This is a genomic window from Spartobacteria bacterium UBA695 (genome assembly GCA_002298145.1).
GTDB lineage: Bacteria > Verrucomicrobiota > Verrucomicrobiia > Chthoniobacterales > Chthoniobacteraceae > UBA695.
In genome coordinates, this window is the sequence record DBMP01000013.1 from 71,855 (window position 1) to 91,597 (window position 19,743).

Consider the following 19,743-nt stretch of genomic DNA (forward strand, 5'->3'; position numbering starts at 1 on the left):
TTCGGGACTATACAAGTAAGGACTCTCCCCCATGAAAAAGCTCTCCCTTGTCTGCGCCATGGCGTTGGCTGCGGCGAACGGTGCCGTCGCGGAACCGGCGCTTTCGCTCACGATTTATAACCAGAACTTTGCCGTGGTGCGCGACACCGTGCCGCTCGATCTCAAGGCCGGGCTCAACCATGCCCAGTTCGCGGATACCACGGCGCAGGTGGAAACCGATTCGGTAATCCTGCGCGATCCCTCCGGAAAAGTGCCGCTGCAAATCCTGGAGCAAAGCTACCGCAACGACCCCGTTTCGCAGGGGATGCTCCTTTCGCTCAACGAGGGTAAGACCATCGAATTTCAATCCGACACCGGGAATGGCCAAAAGAAAACCGTGCAGGGGAAGGTCATCCGCAGCGGCTACCAGGGCCAGGGCGGCGCGGCGGGCCAGCCGATCATCGAAGTGGACGGCAAGCTGCAATTCAGCCTGCCGGGCGAGCCGGTATTCCCCGCGCTGGCTGACGACACCGTGCTCAAGCCAACGCTCGCCTGGGCAATCAACGTCCCGCAGGCTGCCAAGCTCGACGCCGAGCTGGCGTACATCACCGGCGGGCTGACGTGGAAGGCGGATTACAATATTCTCGGAGCGGAAAAGGGCGACATCGTGGATATTACTGGGTGGGTAACGTTCGAGAACCAGAGCGGCAAGACCTTCAATGATACGCGCGTTCGGCTGATGGCTGGGGATGTCAGTAAAATTCAGCGTCGCGATCGAGCACCCTTGATACTCGGGAAAGCCGAAGTGATGGGCGCGTCGGCGGAGTCTCCGGCGGTTACGGGAAAAGCCTTCGACGAATATCACCTCTACACGCTCGAAAATCGCGTCACGCTGCGCGACCGCGAGACCAAGCAAGTCGAGTTCATTCGCGCGCCGGGCGTGCAGGCCAAAAAGGTCTACATTTACGATGGGCTGGCGCTTTACGGCTTGGCCGTCATGCCGATGGAAAATCGCCGCAACAACGAGGGCCTCGGCACCCAATCCGACACCAAGGTGGCCGTGATGCGTGAGATTAAAAACTCGGAAGCCAATCACCTCGGCCTGCCGTTGCCGAAAGGCCGCGTGCGCTTTTACAAACAGGACGCCGACGGCACGCCGGAGTTCACGGGCGAGAACGAGATCGACCACACGCCCAAGGACGAAACGCTGCGCATCTTTACTGGCAACGCGTTTGACCTGACGGGTGAGCGCCGCCGCACCAATTTTGTGCGCAACGACCGCGAGCATTTTGTGGATGAAACGGTTGAGATCACGCTGCGCAACCACAAGAAAGAGCCGGTGGAAATCAAGGTGATCGAGCACCTCTTCCGCTGGACCACGTGGGAGATCGTGAAGCCGTCGGAGCCGTTCACTAAAACGGCGGCGCAGGTAATCGAGTTCCGCGTACAGGTCAAGCCCGACGAGGAGAAGAAGCTCAGCTACACCGCGCACTATACTTGGTAATATCTGTGGCGGTGCGGAGTTTGGAGACGAGGGCTGTTGTGAAGCTGCCGATTACCGCCGCACGTTTTTGGGGGCGAGTTGGCGCGTCAGATAAGACGCAACGGTTTGAATGATCGCCAGGGAGTCGCCCTCCAAGCGCGAAAGACGAAAGGTGACGGTTTTGCGCGGGATCGGCAGCGAGTATTTCCAGATGGGCTGCTGCGCTTTTTTGAGCCCTAACACCATGATCAGTCCCTGGGCTGCTCTTACGGCGGAGATGGATTCTACGTCCTCAAAAGCGAGGGCTCGTACCCAGGCGGTGTACCGGAGCCCCTGGCTGTCGAGAATCAAAGCGGCGTTTTTGTGATGCTTCCAAACGCTGGCCCCTTTAAGAAGAAAAACAGCTCCCAGGGGCCCGGCGATGTAGATGAAGGGGTTGAAATGCCATTCGATGACTAAATCCCCGAAAGCCCCTGCCAGCGCCAGACCGCCGAGGACCAGCCAGACGACGGCTTCAATCGGATATTTTGCATTCCAGCGCGTTTCGGGAAAATGGGCTTCGAGCAGGGTTCTGCCGGATTCCGTGCGCGCGTCGGCCTTTACGACTTCCGTTTGATGCTGCATTTGACGGACGGCGGCCTGCGCGCTGTTGCTGACTTCGGCGAAAAGCCCATCCGCTTGCCCGAGCCACTGCTCGAATGCGCTTGGCTCGTCGATCAAGGCGATGGACTTGGCCTGTTCAGCGGAGACTTTTTGGTTCAAGGCATCCAGGCGGGCTTGCAGGGAGGGATGGGAATCCAGCGGGTGGGCTTGCCGGGCCTGGAAGAGATTTTTCCAGAAGGCCTTCTCGGGAATCAGCCGGTTTGCCACCACGGCCCGCAGCGGCGCTTCCAGCGGCGAGCATCCCTGGTTGCGAACGGCCTCCTCCAGCGCTATTTCGAAAGCGGCCGAGAATACATCCACCCGGATGAGGGCTCGCGCGACGGTCTCCGCGGAGGTTAATGCCGCGGAGTGCTGATCGGCCAGAAACTCGCGCCGCCGCGAAGCCGCTTGTTCCGTTTCGGCAAAGCAGATCGTAAAGAAACGCAGCAGTTGCAGGCTTGTCCAGCCCGTCCAGCCCGCGCCGTGCAGCGTGGCCATGGTGGCGTTCGCTTTGAACTTCATGGGGTGAAATTCCCGTCCGATGCGGGTGTCCTCGCCGATGAAGTGGCCGAGTTCGTGCCCCACGACCGAGAGCGTTTCGGTTTCGGAAAGGTATTTGATGAGCGGATGCGAGAGGAAGAGCGTGCGCCCGCGCATTTCGCCGCTGGCAAGCTTGACGTTCATTTCCGTCACGTAAAAGTTGAGCTGCATGCCGATGATGATGTGGTCCGGCGGTGCGGTTTGCAGGCGCTGCGCGGCCTCGCGAACGGCGGCCCAAAGCGCGGGGGCTTCGGCGGGAGTGACTTCGCGGGCGAGCGTTTCCTCGAACTCCAGGGGTACGTGTTTGAGGAGGATTTTGATGCTGAACCAGAGGGCATAGCCCCCGGCGGAAATGAGGATAATGAGCAGCTTTACAAAGAACTGCTCCATTAGCAAAACGGAGAATTCAAAGAGCGCGTAGCTCAGGAGGGGCACCAATAGGAGAAGTTCCAAAAGGGCCGTTCCCATGCTGAGACGCCAGCCGAGGCGGAACGAGGAAATCAGGCGGCCGGGGTTTTGCCGGGCACGGCGGTTGAGCCAAAGGACGCTGCCGAGCGAGGCCACCAGGGCGACCAGCAGCGCGCCGGAACCATAGAGCCCCCAGCGCAACCGCCGGAAATTTCCAGCGGTGCCGGAGCGCTCGAACATTTCTTCGAGCCCCGTGTACTGTTGTGGCTTTTCCAGGCAAATCCGGTTGAAATCGAGCTTGGAAAAGAGGGCGATTTGCCGCGCTTGCGCCTGGGGGGTGAGATCCCGGGCTTCCCGAAGATCGTGGGCGATTTCCTGCCGGATTTTCGCGTTCAGCCAATGCGGTGCCACGAGGAAAAAGACCAGGACGCAAACTGGAATCGCGAGGCTGAAAAGGAGAGCCAGCCACCAGGCTTTTCTGATGCTTGGGGTTTGCTGCGTTCCCTGTGCCGTCACTGAATCTTTTTCCATATGATTTTTCATGAGCAGGATAGATGCCAGTGGGCGAGGGGGACAAGGTGAAACCGGCGAGCCATGAAATCGTGACATGCCTGGCAAAAAAAGAACCCTCGTTCCCGAAACTCGGAAACGAGGGTTACTGAATGGGTTTGGCCCCTGGTCGTTATTGAACCTGTGGGAGCAAAAGCGAGAGCAGGTCGCTGATCTTCACGCGCTCTTGCTTCATCGAGTCGCGGTGACGCAGCGTGACGGTGCCTTCCAGCGCGGAGCCGTTCTCGCCGATGGTGTCGAAGTCGATCGTGACGCCAAAGGGTGTCCCGGCTTCGTCCTGACGGCGGTAGCGGCGGCCAATGGCCCCGCCGTCGTCGTAGAAGACGTTCATGTGCGGGCGCAGCAGGTCGCGCACTTCCAGCGCTTTCTCCACTAGCGCCGGTTTGTTGCGCAGCAGCGGGAAGACGCCGACTTTGATCGGGGCGACGCGCGGGTGGAAGCGCATGACCGTGCGCACTTCTGTCTTGCCCTTTTCGTCGGTAACTTCCTCTTCGTCGTAGGCGTTGCAGATGAGCGCCAGCAGCAGGCGGTCGACCCCGGCGGAGGGCTCGATGACGTGCGGGATGTACTTGGCGTTGGCTTCCTGGTCGAAGTATTCCATCGACTTGCCGGAGTGCGTGTGGTGCTGGGTCAGGTCGAAGTTGCCACGGGCGGCGATGCCTTCGAGTTCCTGGGTGCCGAAGGGGAATTTGTAGAGAATATCGACGCAGGCCCGCGCGTAGTGGGCGAGCTCGTCTTTCTTCTGCCAGTATTGCTCCAGGGTGTCGCGGCCCAGGCCGATCGACTCATACCAGCGCATCCGGGCTTCCACCCAGTATTTGTGCCATACTTCCCAGCCCCAGTTGGCCTGGGGCGGGTCGGTCGGCTCGCCCTCGGCGGGCAGGGAGGCGACTGTGCCGCACTGTTTCTCGACGACTTCGTCGGGCTTGATGAAGAATTCCAGCTCCATTTGCTCGAACTCGCGGGAGCGGAAGGTGTAGTTGCGCGGGTTGATTTCGTTGCGGAACGCTTTGCCGATCTGCGCGATGCCGAAGGGGACCTTCTGGCGCGAGGTTTCGAGCACGTTCTTGAACTGGACGAAGATGGCCTGGGCGGTTTCCGGGCGGAGGTAGACGGCGTTTTCCTCGCTCTCCACGGGGCCCGCGTGGCTCTTGAACATCAGGTTGAACATGCGCGGTTCGGTGAGCTGCGCGCCGTTCTCGGGGTTGTATTTGACGGAGTTCTCGACTTTCTCGGTCTGCTCGCCCTGGAGGGCGGGGTTTTCCAGGCCGCGCTGGGCGTAGAACTGGGTGGCGACTTTGCGGGCGCTTTCGGCCGGTTTGCCAGCGGCCAGGAGGACGGAGAAGGGCTCGTTACATACTTTGCCGCTCGTTTCGTCCTTTGCGCCGGAATAGAAGAAGACGATGCCGCTCTGGGGCTCGATCTGGTCGGCCCGGAAGCGCTTTTTGGTCAGCAGGCAGTCGACCATCGGGTCGGCGAAGGTGTCGCAGTGGCCGGAGGCTTTCCAGATGGCCGGGTGCATGATGATGCTGGCGTCCAGGCCGACGACGTCGTCGCGCAGCTTGGTCATGCTCTTCCACCAGAGGTCCTTTACGTTGCGCTTGAGGTCGGCTCCGAGTGGACCGTAGTCCCAGAAGCCGTTGATGCCGCCGTAGATTTCGCTGGATTGAAAGATGAAGCCGCGGCGTTTGCACAGCGACACGATTTTCTCCATCCTGTCGGACGGTTTTGCGGATTGCGGGGCGGGCTGACTCATAAAGTCCTTAAACCCACCATCCCGGCCGACGATTGGCAAGATGGAAATCGACGAAAAAGGCGCAAAGAGAGGTTTCCCTTTGCGCCTTTGAGGAAAGAGAGGGGGCCGGTGGTTACTTCTGGATGAAGTGCAGGGCGCGCATGGCTTCCTGGGCGTAGAGGGTCTGGCCGAAGCGGGCGGTGACGTCGGTGTAGATCCGGCGGGCTTCGTCTTTGTTGCCTTTCTCCAGGTTGAGCCGGGCCTGGGCCATCATGGCCAGCGGGGTGGTGTAGGCGTCGGGGTACTTGGTAATGCCGTCGGCATAGGCGGCGAGGGCTTGGTCGATGTTGCCCTGTTTCTCATAGGTTACGCCCAGGCTGGTCCAGCCGCCCGCGGCGAGGGGGTGCTTGGGGTATTTTTCGACAAACTGGCGCAGCGCGGCGATGGATTCGTCGTATTTGCCCTCGGCGCGGAGTTTTTCGCCCAGGCGCAGCGAGGCGTTGCCCCCGGCGGGGGTTCCGGCGTAGTTTTCGGCGATGGCCCGGAAGTCGGCCACGGTTTCGGCCTTGGCGTAGAGGGCCTCGGAGTTGGCCAGGCGGGTGTAGGAGCGGATCTGCGCGCCCACGATGACGAAGATGAGGGCGAGGATAATGCCGCCGTAGAGGAGAATTTTGGTCTTGTACATGAACCAAATCTCCAAGGGGCTCAAATGGACGGTCTCTGCTGGGTCGGTGGGCATAGCGTGGTTGATGGAAAGAGGGGTTTAACTTTTCAGAGGCGGCTTAAAAACTCAAGTGGTTTGACTCGGACGGGGTAAAGCTTAGCCTCGCCGGGAGACGATTTCAAAAGATTGCCGCGCTTTGACGATGCTTTCGGCGGGAGCGCACCCCCGCCACTGGCTGCCGGGGTAGAGGACGGTGTCGCGCCCGATGATGGAGCCGGGGCTCAGGACGGAGTTGCAGCCGATTTCGGCGCGGTCGCCCAGGATGGCCCCGAATTTCCGCAGGCCGGTGGAGATGACGAGGCCCTCGGGGGTGGTGACGGTGACTTCGCCGTGGTCGAGCTTGACGTTGGAGAGGATGACGCCCGCGCCGAGGTGGGCATGGTGGCCGAGGATGGAGTCGCCGACGTAGTTGAAGTGGGGTACCTGGACGTCGTCGAAGAGGATGGAGTTCTTGAATTCACACGAGTTGCCCAGTACGCAGCCGTTGCCGACGATGACGTTTTCGCGGATGTAAGCGCCGTTGCGGATCTCGCAGTTGGCCCCGATCCAGGCCGGGCCTTTGATCATGGCTCCCTGCTCGATGACGGTGCCGGGCCCGATGTAGACGGCCGTGCTGACAAACGGCTTGCCGATCAGGCGCCCGTGGATGCCGGGCTTGAGGCGGAATTGCAGGTAGGTGGGGATTTGCCTCAGGGCGTCCCAAACGTTGGCAATGTTATCGAAAAGCGGCCGGTGATCGGTGCGCGTCAGGTCCAGGTATTCGGCGGGGGTGAAGGTCATGCGTTACAAAAAAAGTGCTATTTGCGGGTCACGGTTTGCCCATCTTTGGAGTCTTTGACGAACCAACCGGCGGCGTCGATCTTGGCGCGTAGTTCGTCGGAAAGGGCCCAGTTCTTTGCGGCGCGGGCGGCGGCGCGGGCGTCGACGAGCGCCTGGACGTCCTGGGGGACGGCGGCGGCTTCGTCTTTCTGGAACTGAAGGACGGTGTTGATTTTCTCCCACGCGGCCAGGATCGCCTTGGCGTCCGCCGGGGTCAGCTCGCCTTTGTCGAAGGTGCGGTTGGTCTCGCGGATGGTCTCGAAGAGGACGCCGAGGGCGCCGGAAATGTTGAGGTCGTCGTCGAGCGCTTCGGCGAAGCGGCTGGCGGCCTCGCCCAGCGGGTGGGCGGAGGCTTGCGGGGCTCCGGCGGATTCTTTGGCGAGGCGCTCGACCCACGCGTCGATGCGCCCCAGGGCGCTGCGGGCGGCGGCCAGGCTCTCGAAGGTGAAGTTGAGCGGCAGGCGGTAGTTGACGCTGAAGAGGACGTAGCGGATTTCGCGGCCGGTCCAGCCTTTGTCGAGCAGGTCGCGCAGGGTGAAGAAGTTGCCCGCGCTCTTGGACATTTTCTGCCCCTCGACCATCAGGTGGGCGCAGTGGAGCCAGGTGCGCACGAATTTATGGCCCGTGCAGCATTCGGCCTGGGCGATTTCTGCTTCGTGGTGCGGGAAAATGTTGTCGACGCCGCCGCAGTGGATGTCGATCTCATCGCCGAGAAGGGCGGTGGACATGGCGCTGCACTCGATGTGCCAGCCGGGGCGGCCTTGGCCCCAGGGGCTGGGCCATTTGACGTCGCCGTCGGCTTCGTCCCAGGCTTTCCAGAGGGCGAAGTCGCCAACGCTCTCTTTTTCGTACTCGTCGTTGGCGATGCGGCCGGTGGGGCGGAGTTCCTCCAGGTTGAGGTGGGCCAGTTTGCCGTAATCGGCGAATTTATTGAGGCGGAAGTAGATCGATTTGTCCTCGGCCTGGTAGGCGTAGCCGTTGTCGATCAGCTGGGTGATCATGGCGATCATCCGGGCGATGTAGACCGGGTCGGTGGCGGAGGGATAGGTCGTGGCGGGCTTGATCCGCAGGGCTTTAAGGTCCTCGAAGAAGGCGTCTTTGAACTTCTGGGTAAACTGGGTGAGGGGAATTCCAGCCGCCCGGCACCCGCGGATGGTCTTGTCGTCCACGTCGGTGAGGTTCATCACGCGGTTGACCTCGTAGCCACGGGCTTCGAGGTGACGCTGGAGCAGGTCTTCGAAGAGGTAGGCGCGGAAGTTGCCGATATGGGCGTAGTTATAGACCGTGGGGCCGCAGGTGTAGATTTTTACCTGTTTGCCGGCTGCATCCAGGGGCTGGAACTCTTCCAGTGCGCGGGTGTAGGTGTTGAGGAATCGAATGGCCATGACGAGAGCGGGCAACATTAGCTTTTTTTCTTCAAGAGAAAAGAAGGAATTCGCGTGCCGGGTGTCCGATGGGTCTTTACTTTGCGCCCGTAAATCGACTATCTAGGCTCAGCAACAAGGCAGGGATCTCGGTGAATTTCCTCAAATTCGTCTCAAACCACGGGGTCCGGCAACGATGCACCTTTGATCAGGACCGACCAATAACCTTCTTTATAATTCTGTACGCATATGCCGAAGATCGCCATTAAACCCGCTACTCTCGCCGCGTTGAAAGCCCAGTACATCAGCGAACTGAGCAACGTGAACTACTACCTGGCCCTCGCTCTCTGGAGTGAAAAGCAGAACCTCAACGGTTTTGCCGGATGGTTTAAGAAGCAGTCCGGCGAGGAGAGCCTGCACGCTGCGAAGATCGCCGAGCACTTGATCGACCGCGGGGAACTCCCCGAAGTCGGCGCGATTCCGGCGGCCAAGATCGATTTCAACAGCCTCATCGAGGTGGCCAAGTACACCCAGACCATCGAGGGGGGCACGACGGAGAAGATCCACGCGGCCTACCAGACGGCGGTTTCCGAGGGCGACCTTCCCGCGCAGCTTTTCCTCCAATGGTACATCACCGAGCAGGTTGAGGAAGAAGCCTGGACGGACGAACTGGTGGAGCGCGTATCCGGAGCCACCTGCGCTGGCGGCCTTGGCGAACTCGACCGCCATATTGAGCGTTACCTCGGTGGGGAATAGTTCTACACTTTACGTTTACGGCGGAGCTGGGCCAACCCCCGGTTCCGCCCAAAAACGAGGGGGAAAAATGTTCCCGCTCCGCCTCTCTCACGGCGGAAAAGGGACGGTTCTTTGTTTATGGTTCTCGACGTGCGGCGCAGTGGCCTCATTCCGCGCATGGCCCTGGCTTGGCTGATTTTGTCGGCTCTCGTGCTGGCCGCGTGGCCCATTTATCGCTCCGGGCTGAAGGCGGCGATCGATCCCAACGAAGGCTGGAACGCCTATCTGGCCGATGCCGCGCTGGGCAGCGCTCCGCTTTATCCGCCTCCGGATCAGCTGATTACCAACAATTACCCGCCGCTGTCCTTCTACACGGTGGGGCTCGCAGGGAGGCTCCTGGGCGACAATGTGCTGGCCGGGCGCTGGTTTTCGCTCTTGGCCGTGGCGGGGATCGCTTTTGCTGTGGCGCGAATGGTCCTGGCTCTGGGCGGCAACCGCGCAGGGGCGCTGATCGGGGCGGTCTGGTTTGCCGGGACTCTGTGCCGTTATTTCACCGATTACGTCGGCATGGATGATCCGCAACTGCTGGCCCAGGCGTTGATGGCGCTGGCGTTTGCCGGTTTTCTACGCACGGCATGGCGGGGAGGGGATGGGACGGGGTATGTCCTGGCGATGGTCGCGGCCGGGTTTTTCAAGCACAACATTATTGCCATGCCCGCGGCGGCGATGGCCTGGCTGTTGCTCCACCGGTTCGGGCACTTCTGGAAGTGCGCGATCTGGGCGGGGGGAGCCATGTTGATCGGCTTTGTCGTCTGCTATGGCTTGTACGGCGAGGCGTTTATTTTCAATTTTTTCATGACACCCCGCAGCTACAATTGGATCAAAGCGCTTTGCGCGCTCGCGCATCTGCGTTGGGTGGTGGCGGGCCTTCTGGCATGGGTGGCGTTCGGCCGGTTCGGGGGGCGGGAGCGGGGGATTTGCCACCTCTGGGCGGGCATCGCGCTGGCGGTGTTCTTCGTCCAGAAACTCGGCGCGGGTGTGGATGTGAATGCCGAGTTTGACTGGCTGATCGCGCTTTCGGTGATCGTTGGCCTGGCGTTAAGCCGCCTCTTCCAGGTGTTCCCGGGCGAGGGGATGGAACTCGCGCTGGTGAGGAGCGCCGCAGTGCTGTTCCTCTGGGTGGGATGGTGGATGACGCCGAACCTGAAGATTTCCCGGTTGGCGTTTGACCCCTCCTTCCGCGAGGGCATCGCCAAGAGCGAGCGCGAGATGGAGGCGGCCATCGCCCGGGCGCGCGCGGCCTCGGGCAATGTGCGCGCCGAACCGCTGGTCTGCTACCGGGCGGGGAAGCCGCTCGCCGTGGATGAATTTAACGTCCAGGAACGCATTCGCGCAGGGAAACTCCCGGCCGATACCCTCGATCTTCTGCTGAGGAGCCGTAAATTGATCCAGATCGAGCCGCCCGTGGGACTGCCCTGAGCGCAATAAAAAAAGCGCCACGGGTTTTGGGGCCCATGACGCTTTCGGGGTTAATTGCAGGCCGCGCTAGAACTTGAAGCGGGCTTCGAAGACCACGTTGTGGCTCGTGTAGTTTTGCTGGATTTCCGCATCGTACTTCAGCGTGACGCTTACGCCCTGGGTGGCGATGACGCTGAGCGCGGTGCCGAGGCCGAGGCCGTTTTCGCCGAGCTTGATGCCGGGCGTTGTGAAGCTGCCGCCGCCCGCCGCTACGAACTGCGAGGTGAGGTCGTAGGCGGTGTTGCCAAACTCATGGAACCAGAAGGCGTGCAGGTCGGGCTGCATCAGCCAGCCGTTGGGTGTCGCAACCGTGGTGGCGATTTTTGCCCCGAGGCCGGAGCGCAGCGAATTGAGCGTCTGGCTCTCCACGCGGAGATCGGCTCCCGGCGCGCCGTGTTCCTTGTAGGAGTCTTGGTTGAGCTGGTTGTAGGCGAGCGAGGCGATCGGGGTGAGCGTGAAGCGTTGGAAGTCGATCGGGTAGCCTCCGAGGAGCTTGAAGCCGACTTGCTCCGCGCTGAAGCTGCCCCGGGCCGTTTCGCGCACGTTGCCGATATTTACATAGCGCGTGCTATCATACTGATGCACACCGCCCACGACTGCGCCGTCGATGTACCACGGGTTGCCGTCGTAGGTGGCGTAGAGGCTGCCGATGTAGGAATCGACGTCCTGGCCGCTGCCCGCGCGGGTGCCCCGGTCGTTGACGTTGGTGGAGGCATAGGCGAACGATGCGCCGACGCGGGTGGAGTCGGTGGCCTGGGTGTCGGCGCCGATGGCGAGCCCGGCGGTGTTGGCGATAAAGCCGTCCACGCCGCTGACCTCCCCCTGGGCCGCGTTGGTGTAGAACGTCTGCCCCCAGAGGTCGAGCCCGTGCGTTTTGCCCTCGGCCACGGGCGGGAGGCCGCCGTTGGCTCGGATGAAGTCATTGCGCAGGGTGATGGTTTGCAGCGCTTGCGAGACGGATGTGAGCGCCGCGGCCTGGGTGCCGCCGTTGGCCTCGGGCCGTAGCTGTGCGCCCGCTTTGTTGATGGCCGAGGCTGTGGTGAGCGACTGGACGGCCAGGCTCAGGTTGCCCAGGGCGGCGTCGGAGCCGGTGTAGTTCTGCACCGAGAGGGAGGCGTTGTTGGTGGGTACCGGAGTGTAGCCCCGTGTGGCGCTCAGTGGGATGCTCGTGAGGAGGAGCGACCCGGCGCTGTAGCTCTGGTCCTGGCTGTCGAGGCCGCTGCCGCCAGCCTCCACGACGCGGTAGAGGCGGTAGCCGGAAACGACGGTTTCGCCGACGGGAACGGTGCCGGTGTAGTTCTTTACCAGCACGAGGGTCTGGTTGGGCTTGACCTCGCTGCCGGAGTTGATCGAGAGGGTGATTTTGCTCAGGTCGCTGGAAGCGGCGGAGTTAACCAGGTAGCCGTGGTCGCTGCTGCCGATGGTCAGTGCGAGGGTGCCGGTGCCGCTGACGCTGCCCGCGACGGTGAGGACGTTGGTTTGCAGGTTGAGCAGAGCATTGTCCGTCAGCGCGCCGGAGAGGGAGGCCGCGCTGGCCAGGACGACGGAGCCGCCGCTGACGGTTACGTTGCCGCCGAAGCTGCCGCCGCTCAAGGTCCACGTGCCGGTGTCGGTTTTCTCCAGTGTGCCAAAGCCCTGGTACTGGGCCGAGGCGCCCGTGGAGTTGAGGTCAAACGCGCCGGAGCCTGTGCCGGTTAGTTCGAGGGTCCCGTTGGTTCCGCCGTTGATGACGTACCCGGTAATACGGGAGCTTTCTGTCAAAATCAGCCGGTTGCTGCCGGAGCCCAGGGCGATGGCCACCGCGTTGGAGCCCGTGGCCGAAAGGGTGCCGGAGTTGTAGATCAGTGTGTTGCCGTTGCCGGTCAGGACGCCGAGGGTGCCGGTGGTGGTGATGAGGCCGGTGTTGACGATGAGGTTCGAGGTGGCGTCGGCGTAGACGGCGAGGCCAGTGGTGGAGATGGTCCCGGTGTTGCCGATGCCGATGGTACCGGTCGTGGTGGTTTTGTTCGTGGTCCCGTCCACGGTGAGATCGGTGGCGGTGGTGGAGACGAATGAGAGCGAGCCGCCGCCGCTGTAGGCCTCGATGCCGTAGAGCCCGCTGATGGTGCCGTAGTTGAGGATGATCACGTTGCCCTCGGGCGTCATGGCATGGATGCCCGCGCCGTTTACCGCGCTGATCTGCCCCGTGGCGGTGTTGGTGATGGTGATGCTGCCGGAAACGTCAGCGTAGGCCTGGATGCCGTCCCAGCCCATGCCGCTGTTGATCGACGCGTCGGTCTTGCTGCTCGTGGCGAACCCGCTGTTGGTAACGGTGGCGTTGCCGATTTCCGTGCCGACCTCGATCGCGCTGCGGTTGGTGGAAATGGCGGTGCCGGAGTTCGTGACGGAGGCGTCGCCCAAGTTGGACCAGGCGATGAGCGCGTATTTCTGAGTGGAAAAAACGTAGCCCGAGTTGGAGACGGTCGCCAGGCCGTAGTAGTTGATGGCGCGAGCGCCTTCGAGCAGGGCCGTAACGTAGCCGGAATTGGTGATGCTAACCGTTACCGGGGTCCCCAGCGTGGGAAGAGGATTGTAATAGGCAAGGTAGTTGCCGTCGGCGTAGAGGCCACGGTAGTTGGCCGATGAAACGGTGCCGCTGTTGATGACCGTGGCGCTGCCGAGGTTGGTCACCGCGGTGACGCCTTCATTGCCCGAGCCGCTGACGGAGATCGTGGCGGCGGAATCGGCGTACACATTGCCACCGTTGTCGCTCCGCAGCCAGATGCCGCCGAAGCCGCCGGTCGTTGTGATGCGAACGTCAGCTCCCGCGTAGAGCGAGACATTGTTATTGGCATTGTTGGACTGCAAGAAAGCGCCGCTGTAAGTCGAGCTGATCACGGTCGAGCCCGTCAGCGTGATCGTCTGGTTGAAAGTCCCCGTCGTATTCGTATCGGGCTGGAGCCACACGCCGTTGCCGTTGATGGTGTAGTTGTCCAGCGTTATCGAAGAGGCTCCCGTCCCGGAGACGCCGTAAACCTTGGAGTCCGTCGCGGTGAAGCTCAGAATATTGCCTGAGAAAGTGGCCGTGCCCGCAATCGCCTGTGCCGAGAAAAGAAACGGAGCGAAAATCAAAGTGGAAAGGATGGCTGAGCGCCGAAACCGGCCCAGGTGGGATTGTGTGCTGATTGTCATATTCTTATGAGAGTGAAGCGTACTGACGCTTACTTCCTTATACAGTAAAAGCTGTTATGGCAATGAAGGAATCCATTAGAGTTACGAATATGTGCATTGGGGGAAAATGGGGCGCGGGTTGCGCTACCAGGCGGAGGGGATTTCGAGGATTCTGAGCCTGCGCGCAAAGTTCGTTTTTCTTGCGGCGGGCTAGGGTTCGATTTTCGATATGGGATATCACTTGACATTTGGATATTGTGTGAAATCTTAAAGGCATGCCAAGACTCTCCCGCGAAGAAAGCCAGCAGCTGACTCGTCAGAAATTGATCGAGGCGGCGGAGGCGGAAATTCTTCGCTCCGGTATCTACGAAGCGTCGATCCGGCGCATCTGCGACAGCGCGGGGTTTACCCTCGGCGCGTTTTATTCCAACTTCGCCGACAAGGACGAACTCCTGTTGGAAGTCGTCGAAGTGCAGACTCGGCGGGAATTAGAGCATTTGAAATCCCTGGCATCGGCGTCGGTCTCGCTCGACCGGGAATCGGTGCTCAATGAAATCGCCCGATGGCTCAAGGAGCTGCAAAAGAACGAAATTCATTCGAGCTTGTTGCTGGAGTTCGAGGTCTATGGCAGCCACAACCCCGGATTCAAAAAACGCTACGACCAAAATAAAGTGCAGTGGCACTCGATGGTGGCGAATGTGGTGGAGATGCTTTTCAAAGGCCAGAACCTGCAACCCCAGATCCCTCCCATACAAATGGCCGTGGGGCTCTCCGCCTTGTGGAGCGGTTTCGTCATCGAGGGAAAAGTCTCCCCCGGTGGAACGGCCGACAAGCTGATCATGGTCTTCCTTGGTGCGCTGCTCAAGAGCGCGAGCCCGACGCGGAAATCCAAAAACTGACGTGTACTTCGTATGAAAATCTCTCCCACATTTCTCCTCCTCCCGGCGCTTGCCATCGCGTGGACGGGCTGCAAGAAGCCCGCGCCGATCACCGACGCCCGGCCCGTTCGAACCGCCGTGATCGAGGAACGGCCCAACGAAGATCCGGTCACGATGACCGGCCAGCTCGGGGCGCACCAATATTTCAGCGCCTCCTTCCGCATCAGCGGGAAAATGATCGAGCGCCTGGTGACGGTGGGCAGCGTAGTGAAAGCCGGGCAGCCGATCGCGCGGCTCGACCCCACCATCGAGCGGGACACGCTTACCACCGCGGAAGCCGACCTCGCCTCTGCCCGGGCGCTGCTGGAGCAGACGCAACTGACGGAAAAGCGCTTCGCCGCGCTGCTCAAAACCCAGGCCGTTTCGCAAAGCAACTACGACGACGCCCTGCGGCAGATGCGCGGTGCCCTGGCCCAGGTCCAGTCGGCCGAGGCCAAGCTGCACTCCGCCCGGGAACAGCTCGATTTCACCACGATCAAAGCCGAGAGCGATGGCGTGGTAACGGAGAAAAGCGCCGAGCCGGGTGACGTCGTCGCCGCCGGGCAGACCATCGTTAAAATCGCCGCGAACCAGCCCATGGACGCCCTCTTCGACGCCCCCGAGGCGCTCATTCGCAACGGCATCATGCCCGGTAGGAAGATCGAGGTGTGCCTGAACTCTGATTCCCGCGTGCGGGCCGAGGGCGTGGTCTACGAGATCGCCCCGCAGTCGGACTCCGCCACGCGCACCTACCAGGTCAAGGCCGCCATGGAGCGCTACCCCGCGCAGATGCTCCTCGGCGCGACCGTCCTGGGGCATATGAGATTATCCGATAAGACTTCGATCCGGGTCCACGCCGCCTCGCTGACCACCTCTGGCGGTCAGCCGGCGGTGTGGCGGGTCGAGCCAAAATCGCAGACCGTGCAGCTCATCCCCGTGCGGATCGAGTCCTACACCACCGACGCTGCCGTCATCGGCGACGGTCTGCGCCCGGGCGACATCGTCGTGACCGCCGGAGCCCAGGCGCTTCACGAGAACCAGAAGGTCAAGCTGCAATAGTCCCCCCCCAGCCATGAGCAAAGCGAACCTTTCAGAGTGGGCCATCGGGCATCGCCAGTTGGTGGTCTTTTTCATGATCCTGGTGGCGCTGGCCGGTGTGTACGCGTACTTCCACCTCGGTCGCAATGAAGACCCTGCCTTTACCATCAAGACCATGGTCGTGCAGGCCTACCTGCCCGGCGCGACCATTGACGAGACGCTCCACCAGCTTACCGACCGCATCGAAAAGAAGCTCCAGGAAACGCCCTCGCTCGACTATATTAAGAGCTACACCACCGCGGGCCGCACGACGGTGTTCGTCAATCTGCTCGGCAGCGCCGACAAGGCCGCCGTGCCAGACATCTGGTACCAGGTGCGCAAGAAAATCGGCGACATCAAAAGCGAATTCCCCGAGGGCACCTACGGGCCTTATTTCGACGACGAATTTGGCGACACCTACGGTATCATCTACGCCTTTACCGCCGACGGCTTCACCCACCGTGAGCTGAAGGACTACGTCGAATCCGTGCGCGACACCCTGCTGCACGTACCCGACGTGGCCAAGATTGAGACCCTCGGCGTGCAGGACGAGCGCATGTACGTCGAGTTCTCCTCGCCTCAGCTGGCCAAGCTCGGCGTGGACCGCTCCGCGCTGGTCGCCGCGCTGCAATACCAGAACGCCATCACTCCCTCGGGCACCATCGACACCGGCAAAGAAAAAGTGCTGGTCGAGACCACGGGCAAATTCGGCACCGAGGAGGACCTGCGAAACGTCACTTTCTACGTCGGCCATAAAAAGATACGACTCGGTGATATCGCCACCGTCACCCACGGCTACGCCGATCCGCCCCAGCCGCTGTTCCGTTTCAACGGCAAAGACGCCGTCGGCCTGGCCGTCTCGATGCGCACAGGTGGCGACATCCTGGCGCTGGAAACGAACATCCAAAAGCAGATGGACGAACTGCGCCGCGACCTGCCCATCGGCATCGAGCCCCACCTCGTGGCCAACCAGCCCAAGGTAGTCCACGAAGCCGTCAACGACTTCATGGAAGCGTTGATCGAGGCCGTCGCCATCGTGCTCGGCATCAGTTTTCTGAGCCTCGGGATGAGAGCCGGGGCCGTCGTCGCCTTTTCCATTCCGCTCGTGCTCGCCGTGGTTTTCGTCGGGATGCAGCTCTGGGGGATCGACCTCCAGCGCGTCTCCCTGGGTGCGCTGATCATCTCCCTGGGCTTGCTGGTGGACGACGCCATGATTACCGTCGAAAGCATGGTCACCAAGCTGGAGGAAGGCTGGGACGCCGTGCGCTCGGCCACCTTTGCCTACACCTCCACCGCCTTCCCGATGCTCACCGGCACGCTGGTAACCATCATCGGCTTCGTGCCCATCGGGTTTGCCAAAAGCCAGGCGGGCGAATACACCTTTTCACTCTTTGCCGTGGTGGCGCTGGCGCTCTTGATTTCGTGGTTCGTCGCGGTGATCTTCGCGCCCCTGATCGGCGTTGCCGTCCTCAAAACGAAACCCGGCCATGCGGAGAAACCCAAGGGCCGCGTGGCAACGGCCTTCCACGCCTTGCTGCTCTATACCATGCGCCATGCCAAGGTGACCGTGCTAGCCACCGTGGGCATTTTCGTGCTGGCGCTAGTGGCATTGCCGCTGGTGCCCAATCAGTTTTTCCCGTCGTCGGACCGCCCCGAGCTGCTGGTCAACCTGAGCCTCGTGCAAGGCGCCTCCATTACCGCCACCGACGCCGTTTCCAAAAAACTCGACGCCGTGCTCAAGGCCGACCCCGACGTCGAGCGCTGGAGTTCCTACATCGGTCGGGGCGCGATCCGCTTTTATCTGCCGCTTGACGAACAGCTCCAGAACGACTTTTTCAGCCAGTTCGTCGTTGTCGCCAAGAGCGCCGAGGCGCGGGAGCGTGTGCATCGGCGGCTCCAGAAAACCCTCGAAGACAATTTTCCCGAAGTCGTCGTCGGCCTCTTCGCGCTGGAGCTTGGGCCCCCCGTGGGCTGGCCCGTGCAGTACCGCGTGAGCGGCGCCGACCCCGCCAAGGTGCGGCAGATTTCGCAAAAGGTCGCGGAGATCATGGCCACGAGCCACGACCTCGATAAGATCAACTTTGACTGGGGCGAACCGGCCCGCAAATTGCGCATCAAAGTGAAGCAGGAGGAAGCGCGCCAGCTCGGGCTCAACTCGGCCTCCATCGCGCAGACGATCCAGGCCGCCTATTCTGGCGCGACCGCCACGCAGATTCGCGATAGCATTTACCTCGTCGACGTCGTGCTGCGGGCGAAGCAGGAGGAGCGCCTTTCGCTGGAGAGCTTGCAGAACCTCGGCGTCCCGTTGTCGAACGGCTCGTCCGTACCGCTGGGCGTCGTGGCTAGTGTGGAATACGCGCAGGATTTCCCGCTCGTATGGCGGCGCGACCGCACCCCCACGCTTACCGTCCAGGCCAACGTCAAGGAGGGCGCGCTGCCCGCCAACGTCGTCCTCGCCTTGGAGAAGAAAATCAGCGGCCTCCAGCGGGAACTGCCCGCCGGGTATAAAATCAGCGTCGGCGGCAGCCAGGAGGAGAGCGACAAATCGCAAAAATCCGTGGCCGTCATCATGCCGCTGATGCTGCTGCTCATGACCGCGGTGCTGATGGTGCAGCTCCAGAATTTCAAACACCTCGCGCTCGTTTTAAGCGCCGCGCCGCTGGGTTTGATCGGCGTGGTATTTGCACTGCTGCTCACGCGCCAGCCGCTCGGGTTCGTGGCGCTGCTGGGGATCATCGCGCTCATCGGGATGATCGTGCGCAATTCCGTCATCCTGGTTCACCAGATTGAGGTCGAACGCGATCGCGGCCTTGCCGACTGGGACGCCGTCGTCGAGGCGGCCACACTCCGCTTCCGGCCCATCATGCTGACGGCCGTGGCAGCCATCCTCGGCATGGTGCCCATCGCGCCGACGGTCTTCTGGGGCCCAATGGCCACCGCCATCATGGGCGGCCTCGCCGTGGCCACCGTACTGACGCTCATCTTCCTGCCCTCGCTCTACGTCTGCTGGTACCGCGTCCACACGAAGTAGCGCTTCCATCCCGTCGTTGAGCCCCCCTCCGAAAAACAAGGATCAGCTCTCTTCGACCCATCCGCGTCGAAAAGCTGCGCCATGAGCTTCTGTGCCAGGGTTTCTGGTAAAAGGTGAGAATTTCACGGTACATTTTGCCGATTACAATTCTAGAAATGCCCCCTGGAATCGCCCCTCATCAATGGGAGCGACCACAAAACTTGACCTTCCTAGAACTGGAGTCTGGGCCAAAATCAACGAACCGATTGTGCAACAATACCTCTGACAAATGGGCACATGGGGGTGTATACTTTGGGTATGAAATCCTACGCTTGGACAAGCCAGGTAAAGCCGCTGTACGATAAGGCACTCTCTCGTTATCAGGCAGGGCATCGCGATCCACAAACCCTCTTCGATCCCGAAGAAGTGGAAATTTTGAAGGAAATCGGAGCTTCATCGATGGAATTGTACGATTTCGCTGAAGACGCCGATTCCTTGGACTGGGAAACTGCGCTCCTGATCCTTTCCGCAAGGCGGGATTACTTCCTGGTCATGCAAAAAGGGGTTCCCTCGGCGCGCCGTCTGACCATGACCGATTTTCCCGCTAAAACCGCAGAACTGGACGGGATTCCGTGGCTTCCCCGCATTATCCAAAAGGCCGAAGGCAGATTGCGTGGCGAACTCCCCTTTGACCTGATGTATTGCTGCGGTGGCGATCGGACGTTTTTACGTCAGTATGACCTCCATCCTGCTGATTTCCTTCGCGAAGTCTGGGCCGCTGCCGGAGACGAACAAAAGGTGCTGGCCTATGTCAAAAGGAGTGGGAAGCTCGCCGGAATCCACTAATCTGCCCGGCATTCCTAAAATGCCCTAAAACGCCCGTTTTTTAGCCGCCCGCATCTGGGATATGGTCTGGCGGGGGGCAGATTTTGTGGAGAATGAGGCTGTTTGAGAAAAAAGCCGATATTACCGCAGGACCGGCCCAGCAGTGGGCCTGATCCGATTTCGGAGAGGGGCGTAACCCGCTGGTTTTATTGGGCGGTATTCGGGCAGTGGCCACTGCCTTTGCCCG

General features: G+C 61.3%; 13 protein-coding genes. 7 read left to right on the forward strand and 6 right to left on the reverse strand.

The genetic code is table 11. The features are described 5' to 3' along the window. Positions 1-31: 31 nt before the first annotated feature. Positions 32-1,483: a DUF4139 domain-containing protein gene (locus B2828_RS06570; RefSeq protein WP_479632904.1), complete on the forward strand. Its 1,452-nt coding sequence runs from the start codon at positions 32-34 to the stop codon at positions 1,481-1,483. Between the two features lie 51 nt (positions 1,484-1,534). On the opposite strand, the gene B2828_RS06575 is transcribed toward B2828_RS06570, so the two are convergent. From B2828_RS06575 to cysS, 5 genes are all read right to left on the reverse strand, one after another. Beyond that, the gene (locus B2828_RS06575) at positions 1,535-3,583 is read right to left on the reverse strand and encodes a M48 family metallopeptidase (RefSeq protein ID WP_479632905.1); all 2,049 of its coding nucleotides are present in this window, start codon (positions 3,581-3,583) and stop codon (positions 1,535-1,537) included. A gap of 151 nt (positions 3,584-3,734) precedes the next feature. Next, positions 3,735-5,378 carry a glycine--tRNA ligase gene (locus B2828_RS06580; RefSeq protein WP_479632906.1) on the reverse strand — a complete coding sequence of 548 codons (1,644 nt, stop codon included), beginning with the start codon at positions 5,376-5,378 and terminating at the stop codon, positions 3,735-3,737. A gap of 112 nt (positions 5,379-5,490) precedes the next feature. After that, entirely contained in the window at positions 5,491-6,096 is a 606-nt protein-coding gene (locus B2828_RS06585; protein WP_479632907.1) for a tetratricopeptide repeat protein, read from the reverse strand. Positions 6,097-6,177: 81 nt separating this feature from the next. After that, the gene (locus B2828_RS06590; protein ID WP_479632908.1) at positions 6,178-6,861 is read right to left on the reverse strand and encodes an acyltransferase; all 684 of its coding nucleotides are present in this window, start codon (positions 6,859-6,861) and stop codon (positions 6,178-6,180) included. A gap of 17 nt (positions 6,862-6,878) precedes the next feature. Next, positions 6,879-8,285, reverse strand: coding sequence for a cysteine--tRNA ligase (gene cysS / locus B2828_RS06595; protein WP_479632909.1), 1,407 nt, complete (start codon positions 8,283-8,285; stop codon positions 6,879-6,881). Positions 8,286-8,513: 228 nt separating this feature from the next. Between cysS and B2828_RS06600 the strand changes: the two genes are divergently transcribed. Beyond that, positions 8,514-9,020, forward strand: a complete 507-nt coding sequence (locus tag B2828_RS06600) for a ferritin (RefSeq protein ID WP_479632910.1) — start codon at positions 8,514-8,516, stop codon at positions 9,018-9,020. A 117-nt stretch (positions 9,021-9,137) separates the two neighbouring features. Next, the gene (locus B2828_RS06605) at positions 9,138-10,478 is read left to right on the forward strand and encodes a hypothetical protein (RefSeq protein WP_479632911.1); all 1,341 of its coding nucleotides are present in this window, start codon (positions 9,138-9,140) and stop codon (positions 10,476-10,478) included. A gap of 66 nt (positions 10,479-10,544) precedes the next feature. Here the strand turns inward: B2828_RS06605 and B2828_RS06610 are convergent, their stop codons facing one another. After that, the gene (locus B2828_RS06610; RefSeq protein WP_479632912.1) at positions 10,545-13,688 is read right to left on the reverse strand and encodes an autotransporter outer membrane beta-barrel domain-containing protein; all 3,144 of its coding nucleotides are present in this window, start codon (positions 13,686-13,688) and stop codon (positions 10,545-10,547) included. Positions 13,689-13,942: 254 nt separating this feature from the next. On the opposite strand from B2828_RS06610, the gene B2828_RS06615 reads away from it, so the two are divergent. The 4 genes from B2828_RS06615 to B2828_RS06630 all read left to right on the forward strand — a co-directional run bounded on the left by B2828_RS06615 (position 13,943) and on the right by B2828_RS06630 (position 19,517). Continuing rightward, positions 13,943-14,566, forward strand: a complete 624-nt coding sequence (locus tag B2828_RS06615; protein WP_479632913.1) for a TetR/AcrR family transcriptional regulator — start codon at positions 13,943-13,945, stop codon at positions 14,564-14,566. A 12-nt stretch (positions 14,567-14,578) separates the two neighbouring features. After that, on the forward strand, positions 14,579-15,643 hold the full coding sequence (locus B2828_RS06620; protein WP_479632914.1) for an efflux RND transporter periplasmic adaptor subunit: 1,065 nt from the start codon (positions 14,579-14,581) through the stop codon (positions 15,641-15,643). A 13-nt stretch (positions 15,644-15,656) separates the two neighbouring features. Then, complete coding sequence (locus B2828_RS06625; RefSeq protein WP_479632915.1) at positions 15,657-18,692, forward strand: efflux RND transporter permease subunit; 3,036 nt, start codon at positions 15,657-15,659, stop codon at positions 18,690-18,692. A gap of 297 nt (positions 18,693-18,989) precedes the next feature. Then, entirely contained in the window at positions 18,990-19,517 is a 528-nt protein-coding gene (locus B2828_RS06630; RefSeq protein ID WP_479632916.1) for a hypothetical protein, read from the forward strand. Positions 19,518-19,743: the final 226 nt, after the last annotated feature.

Coding starts and splice junctions, on each gene's coding strand:
- B2828_RS06570 (WP_479632904.1), top strand. CDS start 32: ATGAAAAAGCTCTCCCTTGTCTGCGCCATGGCGTTGGCTGCGGCGAAC.
- B2828_RS06575 (WP_479632905.1), bottom strand. CDS start 3,583: ATGGAAAAAGATTCAGTGACGGCACAGGGAACGCAGCAAACCCCAAGC.
- B2828_RS06580 (WP_479632906.1), bottom strand. CDS start 5,378: ATGAGTCAGCCCGCCCCGCAATCCGCAAAACCGTCCGACAGGATGGAG.
- B2828_RS06585 (WP_479632907.1), bottom strand. CDS start 6,096: ATGCCCACCGACCCAGCAGAGACCGTCCATTTGAGCCCCTTGGAGATT.
- B2828_RS06590 (WP_479632908.1), bottom strand. CDS start 6,861: ATGACCTTCACCCCCGCCGAATACCTGGACCTGACGCGCACCGATCAC.
- cysS (WP_479632909.1), bottom strand. CDS start 8,285: ATGGCCATTCGATTCCTCAACACCTACACCCGCGCACTGGAAGAGTTC.
- B2828_RS06600 (WP_479632910.1), top strand. CDS start 8,514: ATGCCGAAGATCGCCATTAAACCCGCTACTCTCGCCGCGTTGAAAGCC.
- B2828_RS06605 (WP_479632911.1), top strand. CDS start 9,138: ATGGTTCTCGACGTGCGGCGCAGTGGCCTCATTCCGCGCATGGCCCTG.
- B2828_RS06610 (WP_479632912.1), bottom strand. CDS start 13,688: ATGACAATCAGCACACAATCCCACCTGGGCCGGTTTCGGCGCTCAGCC.
- B2828_RS06615 (WP_479632913.1), top strand. CDS start 13,943: ATGCCAAGACTCTCCCGCGAAGAAAGCCAGCAGCTGACTCGTCAGAAA.
- B2828_RS06620 (WP_479632914.1), top strand. CDS start 14,579: ATGAAAATCTCTCCCACATTTCTCCTCCTCCCGGCGCTTGCCATCGCG.
- B2828_RS06625 (WP_479632915.1), top strand. CDS start 15,657: ATGAGCAAAGCGAACCTTTCAGAGTGGGCCATCGGGCATCGCCAGTTG.
- B2828_RS06630 (WP_479632916.1), top strand. CDS start 18,990: ATGAAATCCTACGCTTGGACAAGCCAGGTAAAGCCGCTGTACGATAAG.